This is a genomic window from Kitasatospora sp. NBC_00039, from assembly GCF_045160625.1.
Lineage (GTDB): Bacteria > Actinomycetota > Actinomycetes > Streptomycetales > Streptomycetaceae > Kitasatospora.
In genome coordinates this window covers 2,609,572-2,633,245 of record NZ_CP108289.1, presented here as the reverse complement: position 1 = coordinate 2,633,245, position 23,674 = coordinate 2,609,572, and the positions used below count along the sequence as shown (strand labels likewise).

The window sequence follows — 23,674 nt, the reverse complement described above, 5'->3', positions numbered from 1 at the left end:
GGCAGCCCGGCTACGAGGCCTGGCTGACCGAACTCATGTTGAAGTCCGCGACCCGCACCGGCGGCATCGCCGTCCGGGTGAACCAGTCGCTCCACTCACGCGGCAGGCACCGCTCGGTCCGGCCCACCTCGGTGATCCGGCCGAGCAGCTCGACCGGCGACTCGTTGAACCGGAAGTTGTTCACCGCGCCGACGACCTCGCCGTTCTCCACCAGGTAGACGCCGTCCCGGGTGAGGCCGGTGAGCAGCAGCGTCGCCGGGTCCACCTCGCGGATGTACCAGAGGCAGGTGAGCAGCAGGCCGCGCTCGGTACGGGCGATCATCTCGTCCAGGGTCGGCGCGGCCGTCTGGTCGGCCGTTTGCAGGACGAGGTTGTCGATCGCCGGCTTCAGCGGCAGGCCGGTCAGGCCGGCCGAGTGCCGGGTGGTGATCAGCTCGGCCAGCTCGCCGTCCCGGATCCAGTCGGTGGCGGTCAGCTCCACGCCGTTGTCGAAGACCGAGGAGTCCCCGGCCGTCGAGTGCGCGAGCACGAACGGTGCCGCCTCCAGGCCAGGCTCGGCCGGGTCGGAGCGCAGCGTCAGCGGCAGCTTGGCCAGCTTGTCGCCGATCCGCGTTCCTCCGCCGGGCCTGGAGAACACCGTCCGCCCTTCGAAGGCGTCCCGGCCGCCGGAGGACCAGCTCAGGTAGATCATGAGGTCGGCCACGGCCGAGGGCGGCAGCAGCGTCTCGTACCGGCCGGCCGGCAGGTCGACCTTGCGCGCGCCCCAGGCCAGCCGCTTGGTCAGCTGGGCGTGCAGGTCGGCGACGTCCACGTCGGTGAAGTCCCGGGTGGCGGCGCCGGCCCAGGCCGAGCCGGTGAGGTCGGCCGTCTTGGCGTTCACCTCGACCATGCCGGTCGGCTGGTCGTGGCGCAGCCGCAGGCCGGTGGAGGTGCCCAGGTAGCTGGAGACCAGCTCGTGCCGGGCGAAGCCGTACAGCAGCTCGCCCTGCGCGGCGGCCCGGGCGAAGGCCTCGCCGAGGGCGGGTGCGAACGCCGCGAACACCTCGATCGAGGTCTCGGCCGGCGGCTCGGTGAAACGGGGGGAGGACGGCCGGTCGGCGATCAGCGGCTGGGCGTCCTCGGCCGGACCGGCAGCCCGGGCGGCGTCCTCCGCGGCCCGGACCAAGCCCTCCACCTCGTCCGCGGTGACGGCCTCGCGGGAGACCACCCCGGAGGCGGTGCCCTCGGCCCCGGCCACCGTGGCGATCACGGTGAGGCGGCGGCCGCGGGTGACCCCGTTGGTGGTGAGCGCGTTGCCGGCCCAGCGGAGGTTGGCGGTCGACTCCTCGTCGGCGATCACCACGCAGCCGTCGGCGCGGGAGAGGCCGAGCGCCAGCTCGACGAGTTCGTGGGGCTGCGTCGCGGCCATCAGTGACCCGCCTCCTGCTGGGTGTTGAGCACGTTGACGTTGCGGAACAGCGCGGACGGGCAGCCGTGGCTGACCGCCGCGACCTGGCCGGGCTGCGCCTTGCCGCAGTTGAAGGCACCGCCTAGGACGTAGGTCTGCGGGCCGCCGACGGCCGCCATCGAACCCCAGAAGTCGGTGGTGGTGGCCTGGTAGGCGAAGTCCTTGACCTGGCCCGCGAGCTCGCCGTTCCTGATGGCGTAGGCGCGCTGGCCGGTGAACTGGAAGTTGTAGCGCTGCATGTCGATCGACCAGGAGCGGTCGCCGACGATGTACAGGCCGTTCTCCACGCCCGCGAACAGGCCCTCGGTGGACGGGCCGCCGGCGGCCGGCCGGAGCGAGACGTTGGCCATCCGCTGCACCGGGACGTGGGCGGGGGAGTCGGCGAACGCGCAGCCGTTGGAGCGGTCGAACCCCTTGAGCTTCGCCATGCCGCGGTCCAGCTGGTAGCCCACCAGGACGCCGTCCTTGACGAGGTCCCAGGACTGGGTGGCGACGCCCTCGTCGTCGTAGCCGATGGTGGAGAGGCCGTGCTCGGCGGTGCGGTCGCCGGTGACGTGCATCAGCTCGGAGCCGTACTTCAGCGAGCCCAGCTTGTCGAAGGTGGCGAAGGAGGTGCCCGCGTAGGCGGCCTCGTAGCCGAGCGCCCGGTCCAGCTCGGTGGCGTGGCCGATCGACTCGTGGATGGTCAGCCAGAGGTTGGACGGGTCGATCACCAGGTCGTAGCGGCCGGCCTCGACGCTCGGCGCCTTCATCTTCTCGGCCAGCAGGACGGGGAGTTCGGCCAGCTCGGCGTCCCAGTCCCAGCCGGTGCCGGTCAGGTATTCGAAGCCGCGCCCGACCGGCGGGGCCAGGGTGCGCATCGAGTCGAAGGCCCCGGTGCGCTCGTCCACCGAGGTGGCCTCCAGCGTCGGGTGCAGCCGGATCCGCTGCTGGGTGGTCACGGTGCCGGCGGTGTCGGCGTAGAACTTGTTCTCCTGCACCGTCAGCAGCGTGGCCTGGACGTGCGAGACGCCCTCGGCGGCCAGCAGCCGCGAGCTCCAGCCGGCGAGCAGCGCCGTCTTCTCCGCGTCCGGTACCTCGAAGGGGTTCACCTCGTACGCGGAGACCCAGGTGGCGTCCGGGTAGACCGGCTCGTCCGCCAGCTCGACCCGCTCCTTCGACCCGGCCGCCCGGCTGATCCCGCCGGAGAGCCGGGCCACCGCGACGGCCTGCTCGGCGACCTTCGCCGCCGCGGCCGTGGTGAGGTCCACCCCGGCGGCGAAGCCCCAGGCGCCGTCCAGCAGCACCCGGACGGCGAAGCCGAGCTGGACGCTGTCGGAGGTGCCGGCCGGCCGGGCGTCGCGCAGCCTCCAGGAGGCGCTGCGGACCCGCTCCAGCCGGAAGTCGGCGTGCGCGGCCCCGAGTTCACGCGCCCGGGTGAGGGCGGCGTCGGCCAGGGCGTGCAGCGGGTAAGCGAGGAACAGCGGGTCGACGGCGCGCCCGGGCGCGGCGCCGGCACTGCTGGTCGGGGGGATCGGAGGCAATCGGGCTCCCTGGTCGGAGGGGCGGCGGTGCGGGCGGCCCCGGACAGGGGTACCCGCACCGCATCATTTCCCGTCCACAGGGATTGGGCCAGCGCATTTCGGCGGTGACACGCGCCGTCCGGCCCTGCGGCCCGTACGCCTCGGCGGGGGCGTCAGACGACGCTCTCCCACCAGCCGTCCAGCTCCGGCGGATTGTCGACGTCGACGCGCTCGCCGGGGCGGGGCACCGCCAGCGGTACGGCCTGCTGCTTGGCCTCCGTCAGCAGCCGCTCGATCGGCTCGGACCACGGGTGCAGGCCCAGGTTGAAGGTGCACCAGTGGACCGGGACCAGCAGGCCGGCGTTCAGTTCGCGGTGGGCGAGGACGGCGTCCTCCGGCGTCATGTGGATGTCCGCCCAGGCCGCGTCGTACGCGCCGATCTGGACCAGCGCGGCGTCGAACGGGCCGTGCTGCGCGCCGATCTCGGCGTAGCCCTCGAAGTAGCCGGAGTCCCCGGTGTAGAAGACCTTGCGGGTGGGCCCGGCGATCACCCAGGAGCCCCAGAGGGTGGTGTTGCGGGTCAGGCCGCGGCCGGAGAAGTGGTGGGCCGAGGTCAGGGTGACCGCCAGCTCGCCGAGGGTGCAGGTCTCGTCCCAGTCCAGCTCGATGATCCGGTGCTCCGGGACGCCCCAGCGGCGCAGGTGACCGCCGATGCCGAGCGGCACCGCGAACGGCGCCGACTGGCTGCGCACCAGCCGCTTGACCGTCGCCATGTCCAGGTGGTCGTAGTGGTCGTGCGAGATCAGCACCGCGTCGACCTGCGGCAGCTCCTCCAGCTCGACCGGCACCGGGTGCAGCCGCTTCGGGCCGACGTGCGCCGAGGGGGAGCAGCGCTCGCTCCAGACCGGGTCGAGCAGCACCCGGGTGCCCTCGATCTCGACCAGTGCGGACGCGTGTCCGTACCAGGTGATCTCCACGCCCTCGGCGGCCGGGCGCGGCCCGGCGGCGGGGCGGACGGTCGGCACCGGGTGCGCGGGCACCCGGCCCTCGCGCTGGAACAGCATCCGGCGCACGGTGTCCCGGTCGAAGTCGGGGGCGGACTTGGCCCGCGCCAGCGTCGACGGCGCGTTGTGGAAGACGCCGTCGCGGTACTGCGGTGAGTCGCGCACCCGCTCCTCGCGCTCGCCGTCCGGCCGGCGCCCGAACGCCGCCGGCAGGTCGCGCAGCGACCAGGCGGCCGCTCCCGCGCCGGCCGCCAGGGCGGCCAGGGCCAGCAGTCGTCCGCGCCGGTGGGTGGTACCGGGCCGTCCCTCGATCATCCGCGCTCTGCCTTCGCTCGTCGGCCTCGTCCGTCGCCGGGGCCGCCGGGGCCCTTCCAGGGAAGCGGTGCGGTCGGCCCCGCTTGTCCGCACCACGGGGGCAACGGGTACGCGGCGGGACATGTTCCCGTGCGCCCGGTGCGGACGGGCCCGTGCGCAGGTCTCACGGGAAGCCACAACGACCCGTGTGCGGCCGGTGTGCCGTCCGTGTGCAGCACGTGAACTCGGCATGGGCGCGGATTGTCGGATTGCGACAGTTCCGCCGGTGAGGCGCTGTGGGAGCTCGATTCGTCTCCGCCCCGGGCCGACCGATAGCGTCACACTGCGTACGCAATCCGACGTACGCACCCTTACGGAGAGAGGTGGATCGTTGAGCCGCTCGGTTCTCGTCACCGGAGGAAACCGGGGCATCGGCCTCGCGATCGCCCTGGCCTTCGCCGAGGCGGGCGACAAGGTCGCCATCACCAGCCGCTCGGGTGAGGTGCCCGAGGAGCTGGCCAAGCACGACGTCCTCGCGGTGCGCTGCGACATCACCGACAGCGCCCAGGTGGACGCGGCGTTCACCGAGATCGAGGCCAAGCACGGCGGTGTGGAGGTGCTGGTCGCCAACGCGGGCATCACCCACGACACCCTGCTGCTGCGCATGTCCGAGGAGGACTTCACCTCCGTCGTGGACACCAACCTCACGGGTACGTTCCGGGTGGTCAAGCGCGCCTCCAAGCTGATGATGCGCGCCCGCAAGGGCCGGGTCGTGCTGATCTCCTCGGTGGTCGGCCTCTCCGGCTCGCCGGGCCAGGCCAACTACGCCGCCTCCAAGGCCGGCCTGGTCGGCTTCGCGCGCTCGCTGGCACGCGAGCTTGGCCCCCGCAACATCACCGTCAACGTGGTCGCCCCCGGCTTCGTCGACACCGACATGACCGCAGTGCTCAGCGACGAGCGCCGCGCGGAGATCGTCTCGGGCGTGCCGCTGGGCCGTTACGCGGCGCCCGCCGAGGTCGCCTCCACCGTGCGGTTCCTCGGTTCGGACGAGGCCGCGTACATCACCGGAGCCGTCATTCCCGTCGACGGCGGATTGGGCATGGGTCACTGAACATGAGTGGAATCCTTGAGGGCAAGCGGATCCTGATCACCGGAGTGCTGATGGAGTCCTCCATCGCGTTCCACACCGCCAAGCTCGCCCAGGAGCAGGGCGCGGAGATCATCCTCACCGCCTTCCCGCGCCCGACCCTCACCGAGCGGATCGCCAAGAAGCTGCCGAAGCCGGTCAAGGTGCTGGAGCTGGACGTCTCCAGCGAGGAGCAGCTGGCCGGCATCGCCGACCAGGTCCGCGAGCACCTGCCGACCCTGGACGGCATCGTCCACTCGATCGGCTTCGCCCCGCAGGACGCCCTGGGCGGCAACTTCCTCAACACGCCGTGGGAGTCCGTCGCCACCGCCATGCAGGTCTCGGCGTTCTCGCTGAAGTCGCTCACCACGGCGCTGCTGCCGCTCATGCAGGACGGCGGCTCGGTGGTCGGCCTGACCTTCGACGCCCAGTTCGCCTGGCCGAAGTACGACTGGATGGGCCCGGCCAAGGCCGCGCTGGAGGCCACCTCCCGCTACATGGCCCGCGACCTCGGCGAGCGCAACATCCGGGTCAACCTGGTGTCGGCCGGCCCGATCGGCTCGATGGCCGCCAAGTCCATCCCGGGCTTCGGCGACCTGGCCGCGACCTGGGACGCCCGCTCTCCGCTGAAGTGGGACCTGAGCGACCCGGAGCCGGCCGGCCGCGGCGTCGTCGCCCTGCTGTCGGACTGGTTCCCGAAGACCACCGGCGAGATCGTCCACGTGGACGGCGGCCTGCACGCCATCGGCGCCTGACGGCCCCCACACACCGACGCCGCTGCCCGGCACTCCCTCTGGGGGTGCCGGGCAGCGGCGTTCGCTTTCTCGGACGGCGGCACGGCGCACGGCGGCAGCCGGCTGCCCGGTGCGTGACGCCGACGACGGCACGGCGGGGCCGGGGCCCGGGCGGGCCCCGGCCGTCGGGTCAGGAGTCGGAGGGGGCGCAGGCGCCGATGGCGCGGCCGGCCTCGACGGAGGCCCGCTGGGGGTCGCCGGCGCGGATGGCGTCGAGGATCTCGTCGTGGCCGAGGTAGCGCTCGGCGATCAGTTCGGGGCCGACGTCGTGGCGCAGGTGGGCGCGGGTGACCTCGCCGAGGTCGGCGTAGAGGGCGGCGAGGACGTCGTTGTGGGCGGCGGCCACGACGGCCTGGTGGAAGGCGGCGTCGGCCTGGACGAAGTCCTCGGCGTCGCCGGACTGCCAGGCGTCCTCGCGGCGGGCGAGCGCGGCGTCCAGCAGGGCGAGGTCGCGGTCGGTGCGGCGGGTGGCGGCCAGGCCGGCGGCGGAGGTCTCCAGGGTGACCCGCAGTTCGGCCACCTGGGCCTGGTCGGCGCCGGCGAAGCGGCGGTGCATGACCCCGGCGAGCTCGCTGGTCGCGAGGACGTAGGTGCCCGAGCCCTGGCGGATGTCCAGCAGGCCGTTGTGGGCGAGGGCGCGGACGGCCTCGCGGACGGTGTTGCGGGCGACGCCGAGCTGTTCGACGAGGGCGGCCTCGGTGGGGATGCGCGAGCCGACGGGCCACTCGCCCGAGGTGATCTGGGCGCGCAGTTGCGCGATCACCTGGTCGGACAGCGGGGTGCGCCTCGGTGAGGACAGCGCCACGGGGACTCCTTGCGGCTTCGGGTCGGCGACGGCGGGGGCGGCGGCCGGTGGGTGGGTGGGTCGGTTGGCGTTCGGGTGGTGGGGCGGGGTCCGGACGGTGCTTCAGGGGGTCGGGACATCATGCCAATTCAAAGATGCGCTAATTCATCCCATCATTCTATGATGGCTCCCATGCCTCCCGCAGCAGACACCGCCACGTCCCCGCGAACCGGGGCCGGACCGCAGACCGAGCGGCCCACCGCCACCGCCTCCCCCTCCTCCGATCGGAGCAAGTACCTCGGCTGGCTGTTCGCCGTCGCGATCGCCGCCGCCGCCTTCAACCTCCGCCCCGTGGTCACCAGCCTCGGGCCGCTGCTCCGGCAGGTCACGGCCGACCTCGGAATGAGCCCGACGGTGGCCGGCCTGCTCGCCGCCGTCCCCTCGCTGTGCTTCGCCGTCTTCGGGTTCACCGCCCCCGGCATGGCGCGCCGGCTCGGCCCGATCGCGGTCGTCACCGCGGGCATGGGCGCGATCACGGTGGGCGCCCTGACGCGTTCCTTCGCCGGCGGCACGGTGGTCTTCCTGCTGCTCACCGCGCTGGCGCTGGCCGGGGTGGCGGTCTCCAACGTGCTGATCCCGGTGGTGATCAAGCGCTACTTCCCGGACCGGGTCGGTCCGATGATCGGCCTGTACTCGATGGCGCTGTCGGCCGGCACCTCGCTGGCCGCGGCCGTCACCGTCCCGATGACCAGCGCGCTAGGCGGCGACTGGCGGGTCGGGCTCGGCGTCTGGGCCGCGCTCGGCGCGGTCGCCCTGGTGCTCTGGCTGGTCGTCGCGGCGGTCAGGCGCGAGCGCGGCGACAAGGCCTCCGCCACGACCACCGAGCGGCTGCCGATCACCCGCAGCCGCACCGCCTGGGCGATGGCCTGCTTCTTCGGCCTCCAGGCCACCGGCGCGTACGCGGTGATGGGCTTTCTGCCGATGATCTTCCAGGACGCCGGGGTCTCCAAGGGCACCTCCGGGGTGCTGCTGGCACTCACCATGGCGGTCGGCGTGCCGGTCTCCTTCGTGCTGCCCAACCTCGCCGCCCGCCGCGGTGACCAGCGGCTGTTCGTCGTCGTGCTGGCCTCCTGCGGCATCGCCGGGTACGCCGGGCTGGCGCTGGCCCCGGCCGGCGGCGCCTGGCTCTGGGCCACCCTGGTCGGCCTCTCCAACTGCGCGTTCCCGCTGGTGCTCACCATGATCGGCCTGCGTGCCAGGACCGCCGGCGGGGTGGCCCAGCTCTCCGCCTTCGCCCAGGGGGTCGGCTACCTGATCTCCATCCCCGGCCCGATCCTGATCGGCCGGCTGTACCAGGCCACCGGCGACTGGTACCTGCCGCTGGGCTTCCTCGGCCTGCTGCTGGTGCCGCAGATGCTCTTCGGCCTGCGGGCGGCGCTGGCCCGGCACATCGAGGACGAGGCGGTGCGCCCCGCCGCACCCGCCAGGGCCTGACGGGCGGCCGGCGCGGGCCCGAGGGGCCGGTGCCCGACGGGCATGGCCGGGGTGGGAGAATCCGGTCATGCCCGTACTCGAACCGAACCCCACCGACGGCCACAAGAAGCTCGGCCAGCTGGCCGCGGTGATCGCCGGCATCGTCGTCCTGCTGATCATCGTCGCCAACGTGGCCCAGAACCTCGGCTGACGCCCGCCCGGGACACCCGGCCGACCGACGACCGACGGCCACCTCCTGCCGGCCGCCGGGCGACCTCCTGCCGGCTGTCGGGCGACCTCCCGTTGGCCGGCACGCGAAGCCCCGGCGAACGGCGCATGATGGCACTCTCCACTCCTGAGAGTGGCGGCATCCGGGAGCATCGCGCCCCTCGGCGGCTTTTCTGCCAAGCTTGCTGGGTATGAGCGCCGAAACGCCCCGCAGGATCATCGTTCTCCGCCATGCCAAGGCCGACTGGCCCAACGGCGTCGACGACCACGAGCGGCCGCTGGCCGACCGGGGCCGCCACCAGGCCCCGGACGCCGGTCGCTGGCTCGCCGACTCCGGCATCAACCCCGACTACGTGCTCTGCTCGACGGCCCTGCGTACCCGTGAGACGTGGAAGCTCGCCGCGCACGAGCTGCCGAAGCGCCCCCGGAAGACCGTCTACGAGGACCGGGTGTACGACGCCAGCCCCGGCGAGATCATCACCGTCCTCCAGGAGACGCCGGAGGAGTACGCCGACGTGGTGCTGGTCGGCCACAACCCCGGTGTGCTCGGGCTGACCCAGGTGCTGGCCGGGGACGAGGGCGACCGGGACGCGCTGGAGCGGCTGCGGCTCGGCGGCTTCCCGACCGCCGCCATCGCGGTGCTGAGCTTCGGCGGCTCCTGGAAGGGCGTCGAGCCGGGCGTGGCGGCGCTGGTCTCGTACTTCACGCCGCAGGACTGACACCCGCGCCGGACCCGGTACGCGCGGACCGACGGCCGGTGCGCCGCCGGCGCTGACGGCCGGTGCGCCGCAGGACTGACACGCGCAGGACCGATCGGACGTACGTGAGGGGCGCGAGGACGTGGTCCTCGCGCCCCTCACGCCTGTGCGGGAGCTACTCGGTCGGCGTGCCGTGCAGGACGTCGGCCGCCTCGACCTCCTCGCGGGTGATGCCCAGCAGGTAGAGCACGGTGTCCAGGAAGGGCACGTTCACCGCGGTGTCGGCGGCCTCCCGCACCACGGGCTTGGCGTTGAAGGCCACGCCCAGCCCGGCCGCGTTCAGCATGTCGAGGTCGTTGGCGCCGTCGCCGATCGCCACCGTCTGCTCCAGCGGCACCTTGGCCTGCTCGGCGAAGCGGGCCAGCCAGCGGGCCTTGCCGGCCCGGTCCACGATCTCGCCGACCACCCGGCCGGTGAACTTCCCGTCCACCACCTCCAGGGTGTTGGCGGCCGCGTAGTCCAGCCCCAGCTGCTCCACCAGGTGGTCGGTGACCTGGGTGAACCCGCCGGAGACCACCGCGACCTGGAAGCCCAGCCGCTGGAGCGTCCGGATCAGGGTGCGTGCCCCCGGGGTGAACCGGACCTCCGCGCGCACCTTCTCGGTCACCGCGGCGTCCAGGCCGGCCAGCAGCGCCACCCGGGCGCGCAGCGACTCGGCGAAGTCCAGCTCGCCGCGCATCGCCGCGGCCGTCACCTCGGCGACCTTCTCCTCGCAGCCCGCGTGGGCGGCGAACAGCTCGATCACCTCGTCCTGGATCAGGGTCGAGTCGACGTCCATCACGATCAGCCGCTTGGCCCGGCGCTCCAGGCCGGCCGCCACCACGGCGATGTCCACCCGCTGGGTGGCCGCCTCCTGGGCCAGCGCGGCGCGCAGCTCGTCGGTGGCGACGCCCGAGACGGCCAGCTCGACCGCGGTCACCGGGTACTTGGCCAGCCGGAAGACACGGTCGATGTTGCCGCCCGCGGCGGTGATCCGGGAGGTGAGCGCGGCGGTGGCGGAGGCGGTCAGCGGGTGGCCGAGCACGGTGACGTGCGAGCGGCCCTCGCGGCGCGGCCGGTTGTCGCCGATGCCGGAGATGATCTCGGCCTGGAGCTTCTGCTCCTCGGCCCAGCGGTGCACGGTGGAGCGCAGCTCGCCCTCGACGCCGGGGGCGCCGCCGGCCGGCGGGGTGACCAGGGCGCACAGCGTTATCCGGCCACGGGTGACGACCTGTTCGATGTCGATCACGTCGACGCCGAATCCGGCCAGGGTGGCGAAGAGGCCGGCGGTGATGCCGGGGCGGTCCTTGCCGAACACCTTGACGAGCAGGGTGCGCTCGTCCTCGGTCCGGGGCTGCGGGGCGGGGAACGGCTCGGCGGCCAAGGGCGATGCGTTCATGATGCCTCCCACGCTACCCGCCGTCCGGCGACGTCACGGCACCCGTCCGCGTCGTGGACGGGACGGAGGACGGGACGGAGGACGGGCCCGGGAGGGAGGTACGGGAGGTGTGCGCACCACCCCCGTGACCGGGCGGTTGCGCAGAGGTGACGGCCAGGGGTGATGGCGGGGCCGTCCGCGAATCGTTGCCGCCTGGTCACAGTCACCGGGGGTGACTTTCGTCAACGGGTGACGGGCTGGAATGATTCCCCCGTCAGAATCAGGACGTCGCACCCCCGGTCGGGGGCCACAATCGGGGGACCGAGAGAGCGGGGCAGGCGAGCAGTGCCGCAACTCGTCATTGAGATCAACGGACAGCAGCGGACTCTGGAGCCGGGGCGGTCCTACACCATCGGGCGCAACCCGCAGTCGGACTTCCCGTTCGACGACGCCAGGGTTTCCTGGCACCACGCCACCATCTCCTTCAACGGGGCGGGTTGGCAGCTCGACGACCACGGGAGCACCAACGGCACCTACACCGGCGGCGCCCGCACCATGCAGGCCCAGCTCTTCCCCGGTGCGGTGGTCAACCTCGGCAACGCCGAGAACGGTCCGCGGCTCGGGTTCTCCGCGCCGGCCCAGGCCGCCGCGCAGGCCCCCGCCTGGCACGAGGCCGCCACCAGCCGCAGCCACGCCCCGGCGCCCCAGCCGCCCGTCCAGCAGCAGCAGCCGATGCAGCAGCAGTGGGCCCAGCAGCCCCCGGTCCAGCAGCAGCCCCAGCAGCAGTGGGGCGGGCAGCAGCCCGTCCAGCAGCAGTGGGGCGGCCAGCCGCAGCCGCAGCCCTTCCCGCAGCAGCAGGGCTTCCCGCAGCCGGACCCGCACGGCGGCTTCCCGCAGCAGCACGCCCCGCAGCACGACGCCGGCGGCCCGCAGCCGACGATGATCCGCAGCCTGACGGCCGGGATGAACACCGTCCGGATCGGTCGCGCGCTCGACAACGACATCGTGGTCTCCGACCTCCAGGTCTCCCGCCACCACGCCGAGCTGCGCCAGTTGCCCGACGGCCGGTACGAGATCGTCGACCTCGGCAGCCACAACGGCATCTTCCTCAACGGCCAGCGCGTCCAGCGTCAGCTGATCGGCCCGCAGGACCGCCTGACCGTCGGTCACTCCAGCTTCGTCCTGGTCGGCGACCAGCTGCAGGAGTTCGTCGACACCGGCGCCGTCTCCTTCTCCGCCCGCCACCTGACCGTCGAGGTCGACTTCAAGGGCGGCAAGAAGGTCCTGCTCAACGACGTCAGCTTCGGCGTTCCGGAGAAGTCCCTGGTCGCCGTCATCGGCCCGTCCGGCTCCGGCAAATCGACCCTGCTGCGCGCCCTCACCGGCTACCGCCCGGCCGACCGCGGCGACGTCCTCTACGACGGCCGCAACCTCTACAAGCAGTTCGCCGAACTGCGCTCGCGCATCGGCCTGGTGCCGCAGTCGGAGATCCTGCACAAGGAACTGACCGTCCGCACCGGCCTCAAGTACGCGGCCCGGCTGCGCTTCCCCGGTGACACCGAGGCCGCCGAGCGCGAGGCGCGGATCGACGAGGTGCTCTACGAACTGCGCCTCGACAAGCGCGCCGACAACCGGATCACCGCCCTCTCCGGCGGCCAGCAGAAGCGCGTCTCGGTGGCCCTGGAGCTGCTGACCAAGCCGTCGCTGATCTTCCTGGACGAGCCCACCTCGGGCCTCGACCCGGGCATGGACCGCGAGGTCATGCAGATGCTGCGCGGCCTCGCCGACGACGGCCGCACCATCCTGGTCGTCACCCACTCGGTGGCCGAACTGGCGCTCTGCGACCGGCTGCTGGTGATGGCGCCGGGCGGTTCGGTGGCCTACTTCGGCCCGCCGGACGAGGCGCTGCACTTCTTCGGGTACGAGACCTGGGCCGACGTCTTCCAGGCCTTCGAGAACTACCCGGACCACGACTGGGCCGGCCGCTACCGCGGTTCGGTGCACTACCAGCAGTACTCCGCCGACGTGGACGCCGGTGCGGTGCAGTCCGCCCAGATCGTCCAGGAGGCCATCCGCCCGCCGAAGCCGCAGAGCTGGGGCTCGCAGTTGTGGACGCTGATCCGCCGCTACGTGTCGGTGCTCGCCTCGGACCGCGGTTTCCTGGCCCTGTCGGTGCTGCTGCCCGCGGTCATCGGCGCGGTGAGCGTGCTGATCCCCAACGAACCGGGGCTCGCACCCAACCCGAAGACGCAGCTCCACCTCAACAGCGGGGCCGCGACGATCATGCTGATCCTGGCGATCGGCGCCTGCTTCTCCGGATCGGCCAACTCGGTCCGAGAGTTGATCAAGGAACGGGCGATCTACGAGCGAGAACGAGCCACCGGGCTCTCCCGCTCGGCGTACATGATGTCCAAGATCATCGTGCTGGGCTTCTTCAGCGTGATCCAGGGCGCCATCATCTCCGCCGTCGGCTTCCTGCCGCGCAAGCTCCCCGAGCACGGTCTGATCATCGAGAACCTGCCGGTGATCGAGATGACCATCGGCATGATCCTGCTCAGCTTCGCCGCGATGATGTTCGGCCTGATGATCTCCGCGCTGGTCAAGACCGCCGAGAAGACCATGCCGCTGCTGGTCATGTTCGCGATCGTCCAGGTCGTCTTCACCGGCTGCCTCTTCCAGATCTTCGGCAAGCCCGGCCTGGAGCAGGCCGCCTGGCTGATGCCGGCCCGCTGGGGCACCGGCATCGTGTCCGTCACGCTCAACCTCTCCGAGCTCATGGGGCCCTGGAACAAGGACTTCCAGCACCCGGACCACGACCCGCTGTGGAAGCACACCGTCGCCCAGTGGTGGATCGACGCGGGAGCGCTCATCGCGATGTCGATCGTCATCGGCGTCATCGTGACGCGCCTCCAGCGCCGCCACGAGCCCGAGGTCATGCAGAAGGGCTGACCCCCCTCGCCGCACCCCCAGGGGCGGCTCTTCCCGGCGACGGGGAGGGCCGCCCCCCGGCGTCTCGCCCTAGGTCCTGCGACCTGGTCCCCGCGCGCCCCCGGACCGACGCGGCGGCGCGCCCGGCGGCGGTAGTTTGGCGGTATGCCCACCCCGCCCAGTGACCGCCGCCCCCGGACCGGTCTGCTGCCCGTCGACCGGATCCCGATCGGCCCGCCGCCCGACGGCCCGCTGCCCGCCTGCGAGCCCTGCCTCGCCGGCATCGAGGCCGTCAGCCGGGCCCTTCTCGCGATGAGCCGCCACCTGGAGGTGCGCGAGGTCCTGCGCCGGATCACCGCCTCCGCCCGCGGCCTGCTCGACGCCGAGTACGCGGCCCTGGGCGTGCCCGACGACCACGGCGGCTTCGCCCAGTTCGTCGTCGACGGCGTCACCGACGAGCAGTGGAAGGCCATCGGCCCGCTGCCCCGCCAGCACGGCGTACTCGCCAAGATGCTGCACGAGACCGGCCCCACCCGCCTCGCCGACGTCCGCAAGGCGCCCGCGTTCGAGGGCTGGCCCGCCGCCCACCCGGAGATGGACGCCTTCCTCGGCATGCCCGTCCTCGACACCGACGCCGCCGAGGACGAATCGCAGGTCATGGGCGTCATCTTCCTCGCCAACAAGCGCGGCGGCGGCGGCTTCACCGACCACGACGAGGAACTGCTGCGGATCCTCGCCGCCCACGCCGCCCTCGCCCTCTCCAACGCCCGCCTCTACGAGCGCAGCCGCGAACTCACCCTGGCCGGCGAGCGCGCCCGGATCGCCCACGACCTGCACGACGCCGTGTCGCAGAAGCTCTTCTCGCTGCGCCTCACCGCCAAGGCCGCCGCCACCCTGGTCGACCGCGACCCGGCCCGCGCCCGCGCCGAACTCGCCGAGGTCGCCCGGCTCGCCGCCGAGGCCGCCGACGAACTGCGCGCCGTCGTCGTCGAGCTACGGCCCGCCGCCCTGGAGGAGGACGGCCTCAGCGCCACCCTCGCCTCCCAGGTGCAGGTCCTCGACCGCGCCCACAGCGCCGACGTCGCCTTCGCCGCCGACGGTGTGCGCGCCCTGCCGCCGGCCCAGGAGGCGGCGCTCCTGCGGGTCGCCCAGGAGGCCCTGCACAACGCGCTGCGCCACTCCGGCGCCCGCCGGGTCACCGTCACCCTGGCCGGCACGCCCGCTCGCGGCGCCGTCCTGCGGGTCCGTGACGACGGCCGGGGCTTCGATCCCGAGTCCGTGCGCCGGGCCGGCCGCCACCTCGGCCTCGCCTCGATGCGCGACCGCGCCTCCGCGGTCGGCGGCATGCTCACCCTGGACTCGGCCCCCGGCGCGGGGACGGTCGTCGAGATGGAGGTCCCCGGTGCCTGACACCACACCAGCGATCCGCGTCCTGCTGGTCGACGACCACCAGGTCGTCCGCCGCGGCCTGCGCACCTTCCTGGAGGTGCAGGACGACATCGAGGTCGTGGGCGAGGCCGCCGACGGTGCGGAGGGCATCGACCGGGCCCGCGAACTCGACCCGGACGTCGTCCTGATGGACCTCAAGATGCCCGGCGTGGACGGCATCGAGGCGCTGCGCACGCTCAAGGGCGAGGGCAGCCGGGCCCGGATCCTCATCGTCACCAGCTTCACCGAGCACCGCACGATGGTCCCCGCCCTGCGGGCCGGCGCCGCCGGGTACGTGTACAAGGACGTCGACCCGGAGGCGCTGGCCGGCGCGATCCGCTCGGTGCACGCCGGCCACGTCCTGCTCCAGCCCGAACTGGCCGAGGCGCTGCTCGCCGACGATGGCCCGCGCCCGCCGCAGGGGCGCGGCGGCACCCTGACCGAGCGCGAGCGCGAAGTCCTCGGCCACATCGCCGACGGCCGCTCCAACCGGGAGATCGCCCGCAGCCTGCACCTGTCCGAGAAGACGGTGAAGACGCACGTCTCCAACATCCTGATGAAGCTGGACCTCGCCGACCGCACCCAGGCCGCCCTCTGGGCCGTCCGGCACGGGGAGGCGCGGGAGGGGTAGCGCGCGGAGGCCGCCGGCCGAGCAGGGGGTCAGCGGGCGTCGCGCTCGTCGACCAGGGCGTTGTACGCCGCTACCTGGGCGCGGCGGGCGGTGCGGCGCAGGGGGTCCAGGACGGCCTGGCGGGAGGCCATCTCGGAGGCGCTGACCGCGGCGCCGTGGCTGTCGGAGGCGATCGCGAGCAGCGCGGCGACCTGCCGGGCCGACTCCAGGACGCGGACGGCCCGCGGCGGGTACCCGGGGGCGAGCAGTTCGGCGTGGCCGCGCCGGCGGTAGGCCTCCAGTGCGCGCAACGCCTCCGGGCCGGCGCCGGCGACGTCGAGGCGGGTGAGCAGCAGGGTCGCCTCGCGCAGGCCGTCCGCGAGCTCACGCTCGGCCTCGTGCAGCGACGGCACGTCGGCCGGCGGGGTGTCGTTCACCTCGGCGCAGCGCCAGAGCACCGTCGCCGAGCGGTCCCCGGCCGGGCCGAACACCTCGACCTCGGGGACCAGCCCGAGCGGCACCCCGACCGCCAGCACGGCCTCGCCCGCGCCGAGCGCCCGGTCGTTGAACGCCGGCGGGCCGGCCAGCCCGAGCGGGTGCCCGGCGCTGGGCAGCGCCAGCCGCAGGCCCTTCACGCCCAGCACCCGCAGCCGTCCGAGCGCCCAGGTGAGTCCGTGCCGCTCGCCCGGAGCGTCCCCGGGCAGCCCGGTCACCCGGTGGCTCTCGTCGGCTCCGAGGACGGCCGCGGCGGCGTTGTCGGGCGGCACCAGGCCGGCCAGCAGGGCGTTGCCCCAGGCGGTCAGCCGCCCTGAACGAGGCTCTTCGTACGGATTGTCGGCAGGAGTCGCGAGCATCCGGCCAGCCTACGGAATCGGCGGTCATCCGCGTGGCGTAGGTTTGCCCATGCGTGTGCGGCGCACCCCACTCCGTGCCACCCGGCCGCCGGAGTAGGCTGCCCGCCCGCACCGACGGCCGTGATTTCTGTTTTGGGGAAGGCGTAGGCATGAGCGACGTGCTGGAGCTGGTGGACGTATCCGTGGTCCGGGAGGAGCGCGCACTGGTCGACCAGGTCTCGTGGTCCATCTCGGAGGGCGAGCGCTGGGTCATCCTCGGCCCCAACGGCGCGGGCAAGACCACCCTGCTGCAGATCGCGTCCACGTACCTCTTCCCGACCTCCGGCAAGGTGTCCGTCCTGGGCGAGAAGCTCGGCGAGATCGACGTCTTCGAGCTGCGCTCCCGGATCGGCCTGGCCGGCGCCGCGATGTTCGACAAGCTGCCCGCCGAGCAGACCGTGCTGCAGACGGTGCTCACCGCCGCGTACGGCATGACGGTCAGCTGGCAGGAGAAGTACGAGGAGTCCGACGAGTCCCGCGCGCTGGTGCTGCTGGACCGCCTCGGCATGTCCAAGCTGACCGCCCGCAAGTTCGGCACCCTCTCCGAGGGCGAGAAGAAGCGCACCCTGATCGCGCGCGCCCTGATGACCGACCCCGAGCTGCTGCTGCTGGACGAGCCGGCCGCCGGCCTGGACCTCGGCGGCCGCGAGGACCTGGTCCGCCGCCTCGGCGCGCTGGCCCAGGACGAGTTCGCGCCGGCCATGGCCATGGTCACCCACCACGTCGAGGAGATCGCCCCCGGCTTCACCCACGTCCTGATGATCCGTCAGGGCAAGGTGCTCACCGCCGGCCCGATCGACACCGAGCTGACCGCGCGCAACCTCTCCAAGTGCTTCGGCCTGCCGCTGACCCTGGAGCGGCACGGTGACCGCTGGTCCGCCCAGGGCCTGCCGCTCGGCTGAGGCCCCGCGGGCGCGTCCGGCCGGAGGGTTCCCAACCCGCCTGGCAGCACGGAACTCCGCTGAACTGGGACCGGTCGCACGTGCGACCGGTTTCCGCCCCTCCACCTGCGGGAACTGTCCGCCTCGAAGGCCCTTCGCTCCCTAGGATGGACACGTGGACAGCTGGATCTGGTGGCTCCTGGCCGCCGTCGGCCTCGGCATACCGTTGGTGATCACCGCGATGCCGGAGTTCGCCATGTTCGCGGTCGGCGCGCTCGCCGCGGCCGGCGTGGCCGGGCTGGGAATCGGGGTGGTCTGGCAGGTCCTGACCTTCGTCGCGGTCTCGGCCGGGCTGCTGGTGGTGGTCCGCCCCATCGCGTACCGGCAGATGCAGAAGGGCCCGCAGGTCAAGATGGGCATCGAGGCGCTCAAGGGCGCCACCGCGGTCGTCGCGGAACAGGTCGACGGGGAGGGCGGACGGATCAAGCTCAACGGCGAGATCTGGTCGGCCCGCGCGCTCAACCCCGGCAGTGTGTACTCGCCGGGGCAGCAGGTCGACGTCGTCGAAATCCAGGGCGCGACCGCCCTGGTCGTCTAGGGGAGAGTCCGTGGAACCCGTCCTTATCGTCCTGGTCGTCCTGGTCGTGGTGGCCTTCATCGCGCTGATCAAGACGATTCAGGTCATCCCGCAGGCCAGCGCCGCGATCGTGGAGCGCTTCGGCCGCTACACCCGGACGCTCAACGCGGGCCTGAACATCGTCGTCCCGTTCATCGACCGGGTCCGCAACCGGATCGACCTGCGCGAGCAGGTCGTGCCGTTCCCGCCCCAGCCGGTGATCACCCAGGACAACCTGGTGGTCAACATCGACACGGTCATCTACTACCAGGTGACCGACCCGCGGGCCGCCACCTACGAGGTCGCCAGCTACATCCAGGCCATCGAGCAGCTCACCGTCACCACGCTGCGCAACATCATCGGCTCGATGGACCTCGAATCCACCCTGACCTCCCGTGAGGTCATCAACGCCGGTCTGCGCGGGGTGCTGGACGAGGCCACCGGCAAGTGGGGCATCCGGGTCAACCGCGTCGAGCTGAAGGCGATCGAGCCGCCGACCTCCATCCAGGACTCGATGGAGAAGCAGATGCGCGCCGACCGTGACAAGCGCGCCGCGATCCTCACCGCCGAGGGTGCCCGGCAGGCCCAGATCCTGCGGGCCGAGGGTGAGAAGCAGGCCGAGGTGCTCAAGGCCGAGGGTGAGGCCCAGGCCGCGGTGCTGCGTGCCGACGGTGAGGCGGCCGCGATCCGGACGGTCTTCGAGGCCATCCACGACGGCGACGCCGACCAGAAGCTGCTCGCCTACCAGTACCTGCAGACCCTGCCCGAGCTGGCCAAGGGCGACTCCAACAAGCTGTGGATCATCCCGAGCGAGGTCGGCGACGCGCTCAAGGGCCTCGGCGGCGCGTTCACCGGCCTGGCCGGCAACGGCGGCGTGAACGGCGGCGTGAACGGCGGTGCGGTCGCGGCGCCCGGCGCGCCGGCGTCCACCCAGGTCCCGCTGGACCCGGCGGCCGGCCCGCGCCCGCTGGACACCGACACCAAGGGCGCCGCCCGCCCGCGGGTCGACCCGGCCCGCGAGTACCGCAAGATCGACCCCGAGTGACCGGCTGAGCCCGGACCACCGCGCGCCGAGAGCCCGCCCCCCTTTCGTGGGGGCGGGCCCTCGGCCGTTCCGGCGGGTCTGCGTCGTGTGCGTCCCGTGGATCCGGCGAGTCTCTGTGCCCGCTTCACCGCTGTGCCCGCTTCACCGCTGCGTCCGCCTCACCGCTGTGCCCGCCCCGACGGTGTGTTGTACATCCCGAATCGTGGGCGGTTCTGGTAGGCCCGGCCCGACGTCCGGCATGATCGCCTCGGACAGGACCGAGACGAGAGGTGACCCATGACGCTCTGGGAGGCGATCGCCGTCCTGGTGGCGGGCGTCGGAGCCGGGATGATCAATGTGATCGTCGGCTCCGGGACCTTGATCACCTTCCCCGTCCTGCTCGCCGTGGGCATCCCGCCGGTCACCGCCAACGTCTCCAACTCCTTCGGCCTGGTGCCCGGTTCGCTCAGCGGCGTGATCGGCTACCGGCGGGAGCTGGCCGACCAGGGCCGCCGGCTGCTGCGCCTCGGCACCGCCTCGCTGCTCGGCGGGCTGGTCGGCGCGGTGCTGCTGATCGAGCTTCCGAGCGCCGCCTTCGACGCGATCGTGCCGGTGCTGATCCTGCTGGCCCTCGTCCTGGTGGTGATCCAGCCCCGGGTGGCCAAGGCGGTCGCCGCCCGCCGCAGGCCCGGGGGAGACCCGGACGGCGGCCCGGTGCTGCTCGGCGGCGTCTTCCTGACCGGCATCTACGGCGGCTACTTCGGCGCCGCCCAGGGCGTCCTGCTGCTGGCGCTGATGGGCATGCTGCTCCAGGAGGGCCTCCAGCGGATCAACGCCGTGAAGAACGCCCTGGCGATGATCGTCAACGGCGTCGCCGCGGTCTTCTTCCTCTTCACCTCCACCGTCGACTGGGCCGCCGCCGGCCTGATCGCCGTCGGCTCGCTCTGCGGCGGGCTGGTCGGCGCCAAGGTCGGCCGCAAGCTGGCGCCGACCGCACTGCGCGCGATCATCGTGGTGGTCGGCCTGGCAGCCGTCACCAAGCTGCTCATCAGCTGATCTTTCGTCAGATCTCTTCACCCCGGAGGACGTCATGGCCCTGGAGATGCGCGACACCTGCGAGCGTTGCGCGGTGTCGCTCACCGCGGACGGCTCCGCCTTCATATGCTCCTTCGAGTGCAGCTTCTGCGCGGAGTGCACCGAGGCGATGGCCGCCACCTGCCCCAACTGCGGCGGCGAGCTGGTGCCCCGTCCGCGCCGGAAGGCCTGACGCCCCACCTCCGATTTCCACCCGACGCACGGGAGCGGTCCGATGAGCAGCAGAGCACGCCTGACCGAAGACGAGATCACGGCCGCCCTGGCCGGTCTGCCGCAGTGGACCCGGGACGGCGACACCATCGTCCGTACCGCCGACGCCCGGGACTTCCCGGCGGCGATCCGGGTGGTCGTCGCGGTCGCCGAACAGGCCGAGGCGCTGGACCACCACCCCGACATCGACATCCGCTGGCGCACCCTCCGCTTCGCCCTCTCCACCCACAGCGCCGGCGGCCTCACCACCCTCGACCTCACCCTCGCCGCCCGTATCGACACCGCGTTGAGCGCCGAAACCGCCTGAGCCGCCTTCACGCCGGGACCGGAAGGGGCCGCTCCGGGGCGCTCCGGGGGGCGTGAGATGCTGACTGCCGCACTGCTGGCGGTCGGGAGGGACGGAACGGATGGCTCAGGATCCCCTCGGAGACGCCCAGCAGCAGCCGTGGTACCCGCAGCCGGCCCAGCAGCAGGAGTGGCCGGCCGGGTATCCGGAGCAGCAGTGGCAGAGCGCCCACGGGTACGGATCCGGCACCGGCAGCGAATACGGTCAGGCGGGCTACGGCCAGTCCGGGTACGGTCAGGCGGGATACGGCGAGCCCGGGTACGGCCGGTCCGGGTACGGCGGGCCCGGCCACGCGGAGAGCGGTTACGGGGAGAGCGGCTACGGTCAGGCCGGCTACGGCGAGACCGGGTACGCCCAGGGCGACGGCCACCCGGGCGGGCAGCACCAGCCGTACTACCAGTACGCCGATCACGAGCAGCAGCAGTACGCCCCGTACGCCGTCCCGCAGCAGCCGGCCGGTGGAGAGCTGTACGCGCCCGCGGGCGCCGAGTACTCCGCCGACGGGTACGTGCACCTCGAGCCCGAGCCGGAAGCCGAGCCCGAGCCGGCTGCTCCGGCCTCCGCTGCGGTCGCCGCGGAGGCCGCCGACCCGGAGCCGCCCGCCCGCCGGTCGGCCGGACGCCGGGGCGGTGGCCGTGGTGGGAACACCGGCGGCAGCGGCGGCACCGGTGCCGGCAGCGGCGGCGGATCCGGCGCTGCGCGCAACGGGCTCGCGGCCAAGGCCCGGGCCGCCGCCGACGCGGTGGTCTCCGCCGAGCACGCGCCCAGCCGCCGCGCCCTGACCATACGGGCCGGCGCCGGTGTCGCCGCGCTCGGCGTGCTGGTGGTGGCCGGCCTGATGGTCGGCATCGAGGGCGGCGGCAGTGCGTCCGCCGGCGGCGAGCCCGGTTTCGCCGTCGCCCACACCAAGGCCTGGGCGGCCCAGCCCGCCGCCGCACTCCAACCGGGCGCCGACGACACCCTGGTCGGCAGCTGGCTGCTGACCGACGCGCTGGTGCGCGCCGACGCGACCGGTGTCCACGCCTACGACCGCGCGGACGGCAAGCCGACCTGGTCGGTCGAGCCGCCCGCCGCCGGGGCCGTCCCCTGCGGCCTCTCGCCGAGTGTGAACACGGCCGGCCTCGGCGCTGCCCTCTTCCGGCCCCAGGCCGACCCGAAAACCCCGTGCACGCTGGTGGCTGCCGTCGACACCAAAGCCGGCAAGACCGCCTGGACCAAGACCGTCTCCGAGGCCAAGGGCGCTTACAACGCCCATGTCGGCGTCACCGACGACAAGGTGATCGCCGTCGGCGACGACCGCGCCGTCGCCTGGGAGTCCGCCGACGGCAAGGACGTCTGGCAGTACACCGGCCAGGGCAAGTTCTGCACCCTCTCCGGCGGCGTCGCGGGCAAGACCGTCATGGTCGCCAGCACCTGCGCCGACTCCACCCCCGTCGACCAGGCCGTGTCGCTCAACACCGCCGACGGCAAGGTGAGCTGGTGGCGCGGCCTGAACAACCAGCCGAAGACGGTGACGGTGCTCTCCGCCGAGCCGTCCGTCGTCCTCACCACGGGGGAGAAGCCCGGCGACGACAAGGTGTTCGCCTGGGGCGCCGCCGGTGACCCGGCCGCCGAGATCCCCGTGGCGGCGGGAGAGGGCCGGCTCGACGTCGCCCACGGCGCGTTTTCGGCCACGCCCGGCGTCTTCTTCCAGGACCGGACGATGGTCACCACACGTGTCCCGGTGAACGGTGGCGGCGCCGTCTCCGTCCTGGGCTACGACCTGGACACCGGGCAGCAGCGCTGGAAGACCGCCGCCAACGAGAAGGGCGTCGTCCGGGCGGTCGGCGTCGACGGCGGCGCGCTGCTGCTCGCCGCCGACGAACGCCTCGACCAGCCGGCCCACCTCAGCCGCTTCGCCCTGGCGGGCGGGCAGGAGGCGGTCGGCGGCAACTTCCCGCCGGGCACCGGTTCGCTGCTGGTCTCCGGCCGGGTGCTGATCGGCGGCGGCCAGGTCGTCGCGGTGCCCGAGCACGCGGCCACGTTCGGCACGGCGGCCGGCTACCAGGCCAAGGGCTGAGGGCCAAGCCCCAAACCCAGGGCCCAGGGTCCAGGGCCCAAGCCCCAAGCCCAGGGCCCGAGGGCCGAGGGCGGGCACACGCCCGCCTCAGGCCGCGGTGCCGACCGAGCCCTGCGCGAAGGCTACGCAGCTGAGGGCGCCACCACCGCTGCCGCCGGGAGCCACTGGGCCAGCTCCCGGACGTCCGAGCCGCGCAGGCCCAACGCCAGCATCAGAGTCGCCTGCGGGGTCGGCACGAACGGCTTGCGCAGCAGCTTCATCCCGGCCTGCTCGGGCGTCCGGTCCGCCTTGCGCTGGTTGTCCTCGGCACAGGCGGCCACGGTGTTCAGCCAGCTGTCCGCCCCACCCCGCGACCGGGGCTGCAGGTGGTCCACGGTGGTCGCCCGGCGCCCGCAGTAGGCACACAGGTGCTGGTCGCGGACCAGCACCCCACGGCGCGACCACGGAGCCTGTTGTCGGAACGGCACCCGTACGTACCGTTGCAGTCTGATCACCCGGGGCACCGGGACGGTGACCCCCGTCCCACGGACGCTCCGCAGCGGGTGCGCCTGCTCCACCACGGCCTTGTCCTGGAGTACCAGGACCACGGCACGCTGGAGCGACACCGTCGTCAGGGGCTCGTAGCTTGCATTCAGAACCAGCGTGCTCCGCACCTCGGCCCACCCTTCCGGAGGCGTGCCACGGCGGCACGACCGTCTCCACACACGTCACTGCCGCCGCACGGCGGTGGGACCACTCTGAAGGGGCTCCGGGCCGACGAACAACGGAATTTCCGGTGTCGGGCCGGGGCGGCGGGGGCGTCGGCACGTTCCCGCCG

General features: G+C 73.0%; 22 protein-coding genes. 15 read left to right on the top strand and 7 right to left on the bottom strand.

The features are described from left to right. Window positions 1-10: 10 nt before the first annotated feature. The 3 genes from OG286_RS11735 to OG286_RS11725 form a co-directional block, all read right to left on the bottom strand. Window positions 11-1,408, bottom strand: coding sequence for a metallopeptidase TldD-related protein (locus tag OG286_RS11735; protein ID WP_396324152.1), 1,398 nt, complete (start codon window positions 1,406-1,408; stop codon window positions 11-13). Then, complete coding sequence (locus tag OG286_RS11730) at window positions 1,408-2,970, bottom strand: TldD/PmbA family protein (protein WP_396324151.1); 1,563 nt, start codon at window positions 2,968-2,970, stop codon at window positions 1,408-1,410. Before OG286_RS11730 ends, OG286_RS11735 begins: the two co-directional genes overlap by 1 nt. Before the next feature lie 152 nt (window positions 2,971-3,122). Then, a complete protein-coding gene (locus OG286_RS11725; protein ID WP_396324150.1) occupies window positions 3,123-4,268 on the bottom strand; it encodes an MBL fold metallo-hydrolase in 1,146 nt (381 codons plus the stop codon). 370 nt (window positions 4,269-4,638) lie between these two features. On the opposite strand from OG286_RS11725, the gene fabG reads away from it, so the two are divergent. Next, a complete protein-coding gene (gene fabG / locus OG286_RS11720; RefSeq protein ID WP_396324149.1) occupies window positions 4,639-5,358 on the top strand; it encodes a 3-oxoacyl-[acyl-carrier-protein] reductase in 720 nt (239 codons plus the stop codon). A 2-nt stretch (window positions 5,359-5,360) separates the two neighbouring features. Beyond that, window positions 5,361-6,128 carry an enoyl-ACP reductase FabI gene (fabI, locus tag OG286_RS11715; protein ID WP_396324148.1) on the top strand — a complete coding sequence of 256 codons (768 nt, stop codon included), beginning with the start codon at window positions 5,361-5,363 and terminating at the stop codon, window positions 6,126-6,128. A 169-nt stretch (window positions 6,129-6,297) separates the two neighbouring features. Here fabI and OG286_RS11710 read toward each other — a convergent pair whose 3' ends face one another. Then, window positions 6,298-6,972, bottom strand: coding sequence for a FadR/GntR family transcriptional regulator (locus OG286_RS11710; RefSeq protein ID WP_396324147.1), 675 nt, complete (start codon window positions 6,970-6,972; stop codon window positions 6,298-6,300). A gap of 171 nt (window positions 6,973-7,143) precedes the next feature. On the opposite strand from OG286_RS11710, the gene OG286_RS11705 reads away from it, so the two are divergent. The 3 genes from OG286_RS11705 (at window position 7,144) to OG286_RS11695 (ending at window position 9,371) form a co-directional block, all read left to right on the top strand. Then, complete coding sequence (locus OG286_RS11705; protein WP_396324146.1) at window positions 7,144-8,445, top strand: CynX/NimT family MFS transporter; 1,302 nt, start codon at window positions 7,144-7,146, stop codon at window positions 8,443-8,445. Window positions 8,446-8,512: 67 nt separating this feature from the next. After that, complete coding sequence (locus OG286_RS11700; RefSeq protein WP_396324145.1) at window positions 8,513-8,635, top strand: SGM_5486 family transporter-associated protein; 123 nt, start codon at window positions 8,513-8,515, stop codon at window positions 8,633-8,635. A gap of 208 nt (window positions 8,636-8,843) precedes the next feature. Then, a complete protein-coding gene (locus OG286_RS11695) occupies window positions 8,844-9,371 on the top strand; it encodes a SixA phosphatase family protein (RefSeq protein ID WP_396324144.1) in 528 nt (175 codons plus the stop codon). 154 nt (window positions 9,372-9,525) lie between these two features. On the opposite strand, the gene serB is transcribed toward OG286_RS11695, so the two are convergent. Further along, a complete protein-coding gene (gene serB, locus OG286_RS11690) occupies window positions 9,526-10,788 on the bottom strand; it encodes a phosphoserine phosphatase SerB (protein ID WP_396324143.1) in 1,263 nt (420 codons plus the stop codon). A gap of 324 nt (window positions 10,789-11,112) precedes the next feature. On the opposite strand from serB, the gene OG286_RS11685 reads away from it, so the two are divergent. From OG286_RS11685 to OG286_RS11675, 3 genes are all read left to right on the top strand, one after another. Continuing rightward, window positions 11,113-13,716, top strand: a complete 2,604-nt coding sequence (locus tag OG286_RS11685; protein ID WP_396324142.1) for an FHA domain-containing protein — start codon at window positions 11,113-11,115, stop codon at window positions 13,714-13,716. 291 nt (window positions 13,717-14,007) lie between these two features. Further along, a complete protein-coding gene (locus OG286_RS11680) occupies window positions 14,008-15,105 on the top strand; it encodes a GAF domain-containing sensor histidine kinase (protein ID WP_405363822.1) in 1,098 nt (365 codons plus the stop codon). Continuing rightward, window positions 15,098-15,754 (top strand): response regulator, encoded by a 657-nt coding sequence (locus tag OG286_RS11675; protein WP_396324141.1) that lies wholly within the window; start codon window positions 15,098-15,100, stop codon window positions 15,752-15,754. Before OG286_RS11680 ends, OG286_RS11675 begins: the two co-directional genes overlap by 8 nt. 29 nt (window positions 15,755-15,783) lie before the next feature. Here the strand turns inward: OG286_RS11675 and OG286_RS11670 are convergent, their stop codons facing one another. Continuing rightward, entirely contained in the window at window positions 15,784-16,587 is an 804-nt protein-coding gene (locus OG286_RS11670) for a hypothetical protein (RefSeq protein ID WP_396324140.1), read from the bottom strand. Window positions 16,588-16,736: 149 nt separating this feature from the next. Between OG286_RS11670 and OG286_RS11665 the strand changes: the two genes are divergently transcribed. The 7 genes from OG286_RS11665 (at window position 16,737) to OG286_RS11635 (ending at window position 22,857) form a co-directional block, all read left to right on the top strand. Next, window positions 16,737-17,528: an ABC transporter ATP-binding protein gene (locus OG286_RS11665; RefSeq protein ID WP_396324139.1), complete on the top strand. Its 792-nt coding sequence runs from the start codon at window positions 16,737-16,739 to the stop codon at window positions 17,526-17,528. Between the two features lie 154 nt (window positions 17,529-17,682). After that, window positions 17,683-18,105 (top strand): NfeD family protein, encoded by a 423-nt coding sequence (locus OG286_RS11660; protein ID WP_396324138.1) that lies wholly within the window; start codon window positions 17,683-17,685, stop codon window positions 18,103-18,105. Between the two features lie 10 nt (window positions 18,106-18,115). Continuing rightward, window positions 18,116-19,168 (top strand): SPFH domain-containing protein, encoded by a 1,053-nt coding sequence (locus OG286_RS11655; RefSeq protein ID WP_396324137.1) that lies wholly within the window; start codon window positions 18,116-18,118, stop codon window positions 19,166-19,168. 276 nt (window positions 19,169-19,444) lie between these two features. Continuing rightward, complete coding sequence (locus OG286_RS11650) at window positions 19,445-20,203, top strand: sulfite exporter TauE/SafE family protein (protein ID WP_396324136.1); 759 nt, start codon at window positions 19,445-19,447, stop codon at window positions 20,201-20,203. 34 nt (window positions 20,204-20,237) lie between these two features. Continuing rightward, window positions 20,238-20,414 carry a DUF1272 domain-containing protein gene (locus OG286_RS11645; RefSeq protein WP_396324135.1) on the top strand — a complete coding sequence of 59 codons (177 nt, stop codon included), beginning with the start codon at window positions 20,238-20,240 and terminating at the stop codon, window positions 20,412-20,414. Window positions 20,415-20,456: 42 nt separating this feature from the next. Continuing rightward, window positions 20,457-20,759 (top strand): 4a-hydroxytetrahydrobiopterin dehydratase, encoded by a 303-nt coding sequence (locus tag OG286_RS11640; RefSeq protein WP_396324134.1) that lies wholly within the window; start codon window positions 20,457-20,459, stop codon window positions 20,757-20,759. Window positions 20,760-20,859: 100 nt separating this feature from the next. After that, the gene (locus OG286_RS11635; RefSeq protein ID WP_396324133.1) at window positions 20,860-22,857 is read left to right on the top strand and encodes a PQQ-binding-like beta-propeller repeat protein; all 1,998 of its coding nucleotides are present in this window, start codon (window positions 20,860-20,862) and stop codon (window positions 22,855-22,857) included. 122 nt (window positions 22,858-22,979) lie between these two features. Here the strand turns inward: OG286_RS11635 and OG286_RS11630 are convergent, their stop codons facing one another. After that, a complete protein-coding gene (locus tag OG286_RS11630) occupies window positions 22,980-23,510 on the bottom strand; it encodes an HNH endonuclease (protein WP_396324132.1) in 531 nt (176 codons plus the stop codon). Window positions 23,511-23,674 lie beyond the last annotated feature (164 nt).

Excerpts from the sequence above, each read along its gene's own strand:
- OG286_RS11735 (WP_396324152.1), bottom strand. The coding sequence starts at position 1,408 with ATGGCCGCGACGCAGCCCCACGAACTCGTCGAGCTGGCGCTCGGCCTC.
- OG286_RS11725 (WP_396324150.1), bottom strand. The coding sequence starts at position 4,268 with ATGATCGAGGGACGGCCCGGTACCACCCACCGGCGCGGACGACTGCTG.
- fabI (WP_396324148.1), top strand. The coding sequence starts at position 5,361 with ATGAGTGGAATCCTTGAGGGCAAGCGGATCCTGATCACCGGAGTGCTG.
- OG286_RS11705 (WP_396324146.1), top strand. The coding sequence starts at position 7,144 with ATGCCTCCCGCAGCAGACACCGCCACGTCCCCGCGAACCGGGGCCGGA.
- OG286_RS11700 (WP_396324145.1), top strand. The coding sequence starts at position 8,513 with ATGCCCGTACTCGAACCGAACCCCACCGACGGCCACAAGAAGCTCGGC.
- OG286_RS11695 (WP_396324144.1), top strand. The coding sequence starts at position 8,844 with ATGAGCGCCGAAACGCCCCGCAGGATCATCGTTCTCCGCCATGCCAAG.
- serB (WP_396324143.1), bottom strand. The coding sequence starts at position 10,788 with ATGAACGCATCGCCCTTGGCCGCCGAGCCGTTCCCCGCCCCGCAGCCC.
- OG286_RS11680 (WP_405363822.1), top strand. The coding sequence starts at position 14,008 with ATGAGCCGCCACCTGGAGGTGCGCGAGGTCCTGCGCCGGATCACCGCC.
- OG286_RS11670 (WP_396324140.1), bottom strand. The coding sequence starts at position 16,587 with ATGCTCGCGACTCCTGCCGACAATCCGTACGAAGAGCCTCGTTCAGGG.
- OG286_RS11665 (WP_396324139.1), top strand. The coding sequence starts at position 16,737 with ATGAGCGACGTGCTGGAGCTGGTGGACGTATCCGTGGTCCGGGAGGAG.
- OG286_RS11650 (WP_396324136.1), top strand. The coding sequence starts at position 19,445 with ATGACGCTCTGGGAGGCGATCGCCGTCCTGGTGGCGGGCGTCGGAGCC.
- OG286_RS11645 (WP_396324135.1), top strand. The coding sequence starts at position 20,238 with ATGGCCCTGGAGATGCGCGACACCTGCGAGCGTTGCGCGGTGTCGCTC.
- OG286_RS11640 (WP_396324134.1), top strand. The coding sequence starts at position 20,457 with ATGAGCAGCAGAGCACGCCTGACCGAAGACGAGATCACGGCCGCCCTG.
- OG286_RS11635 (WP_396324133.1), top strand. The coding sequence starts at position 20,860 with ATGGCTCAGGATCCCCTCGGAGACGCCCAGCAGCAGCCGTGGTACCCG.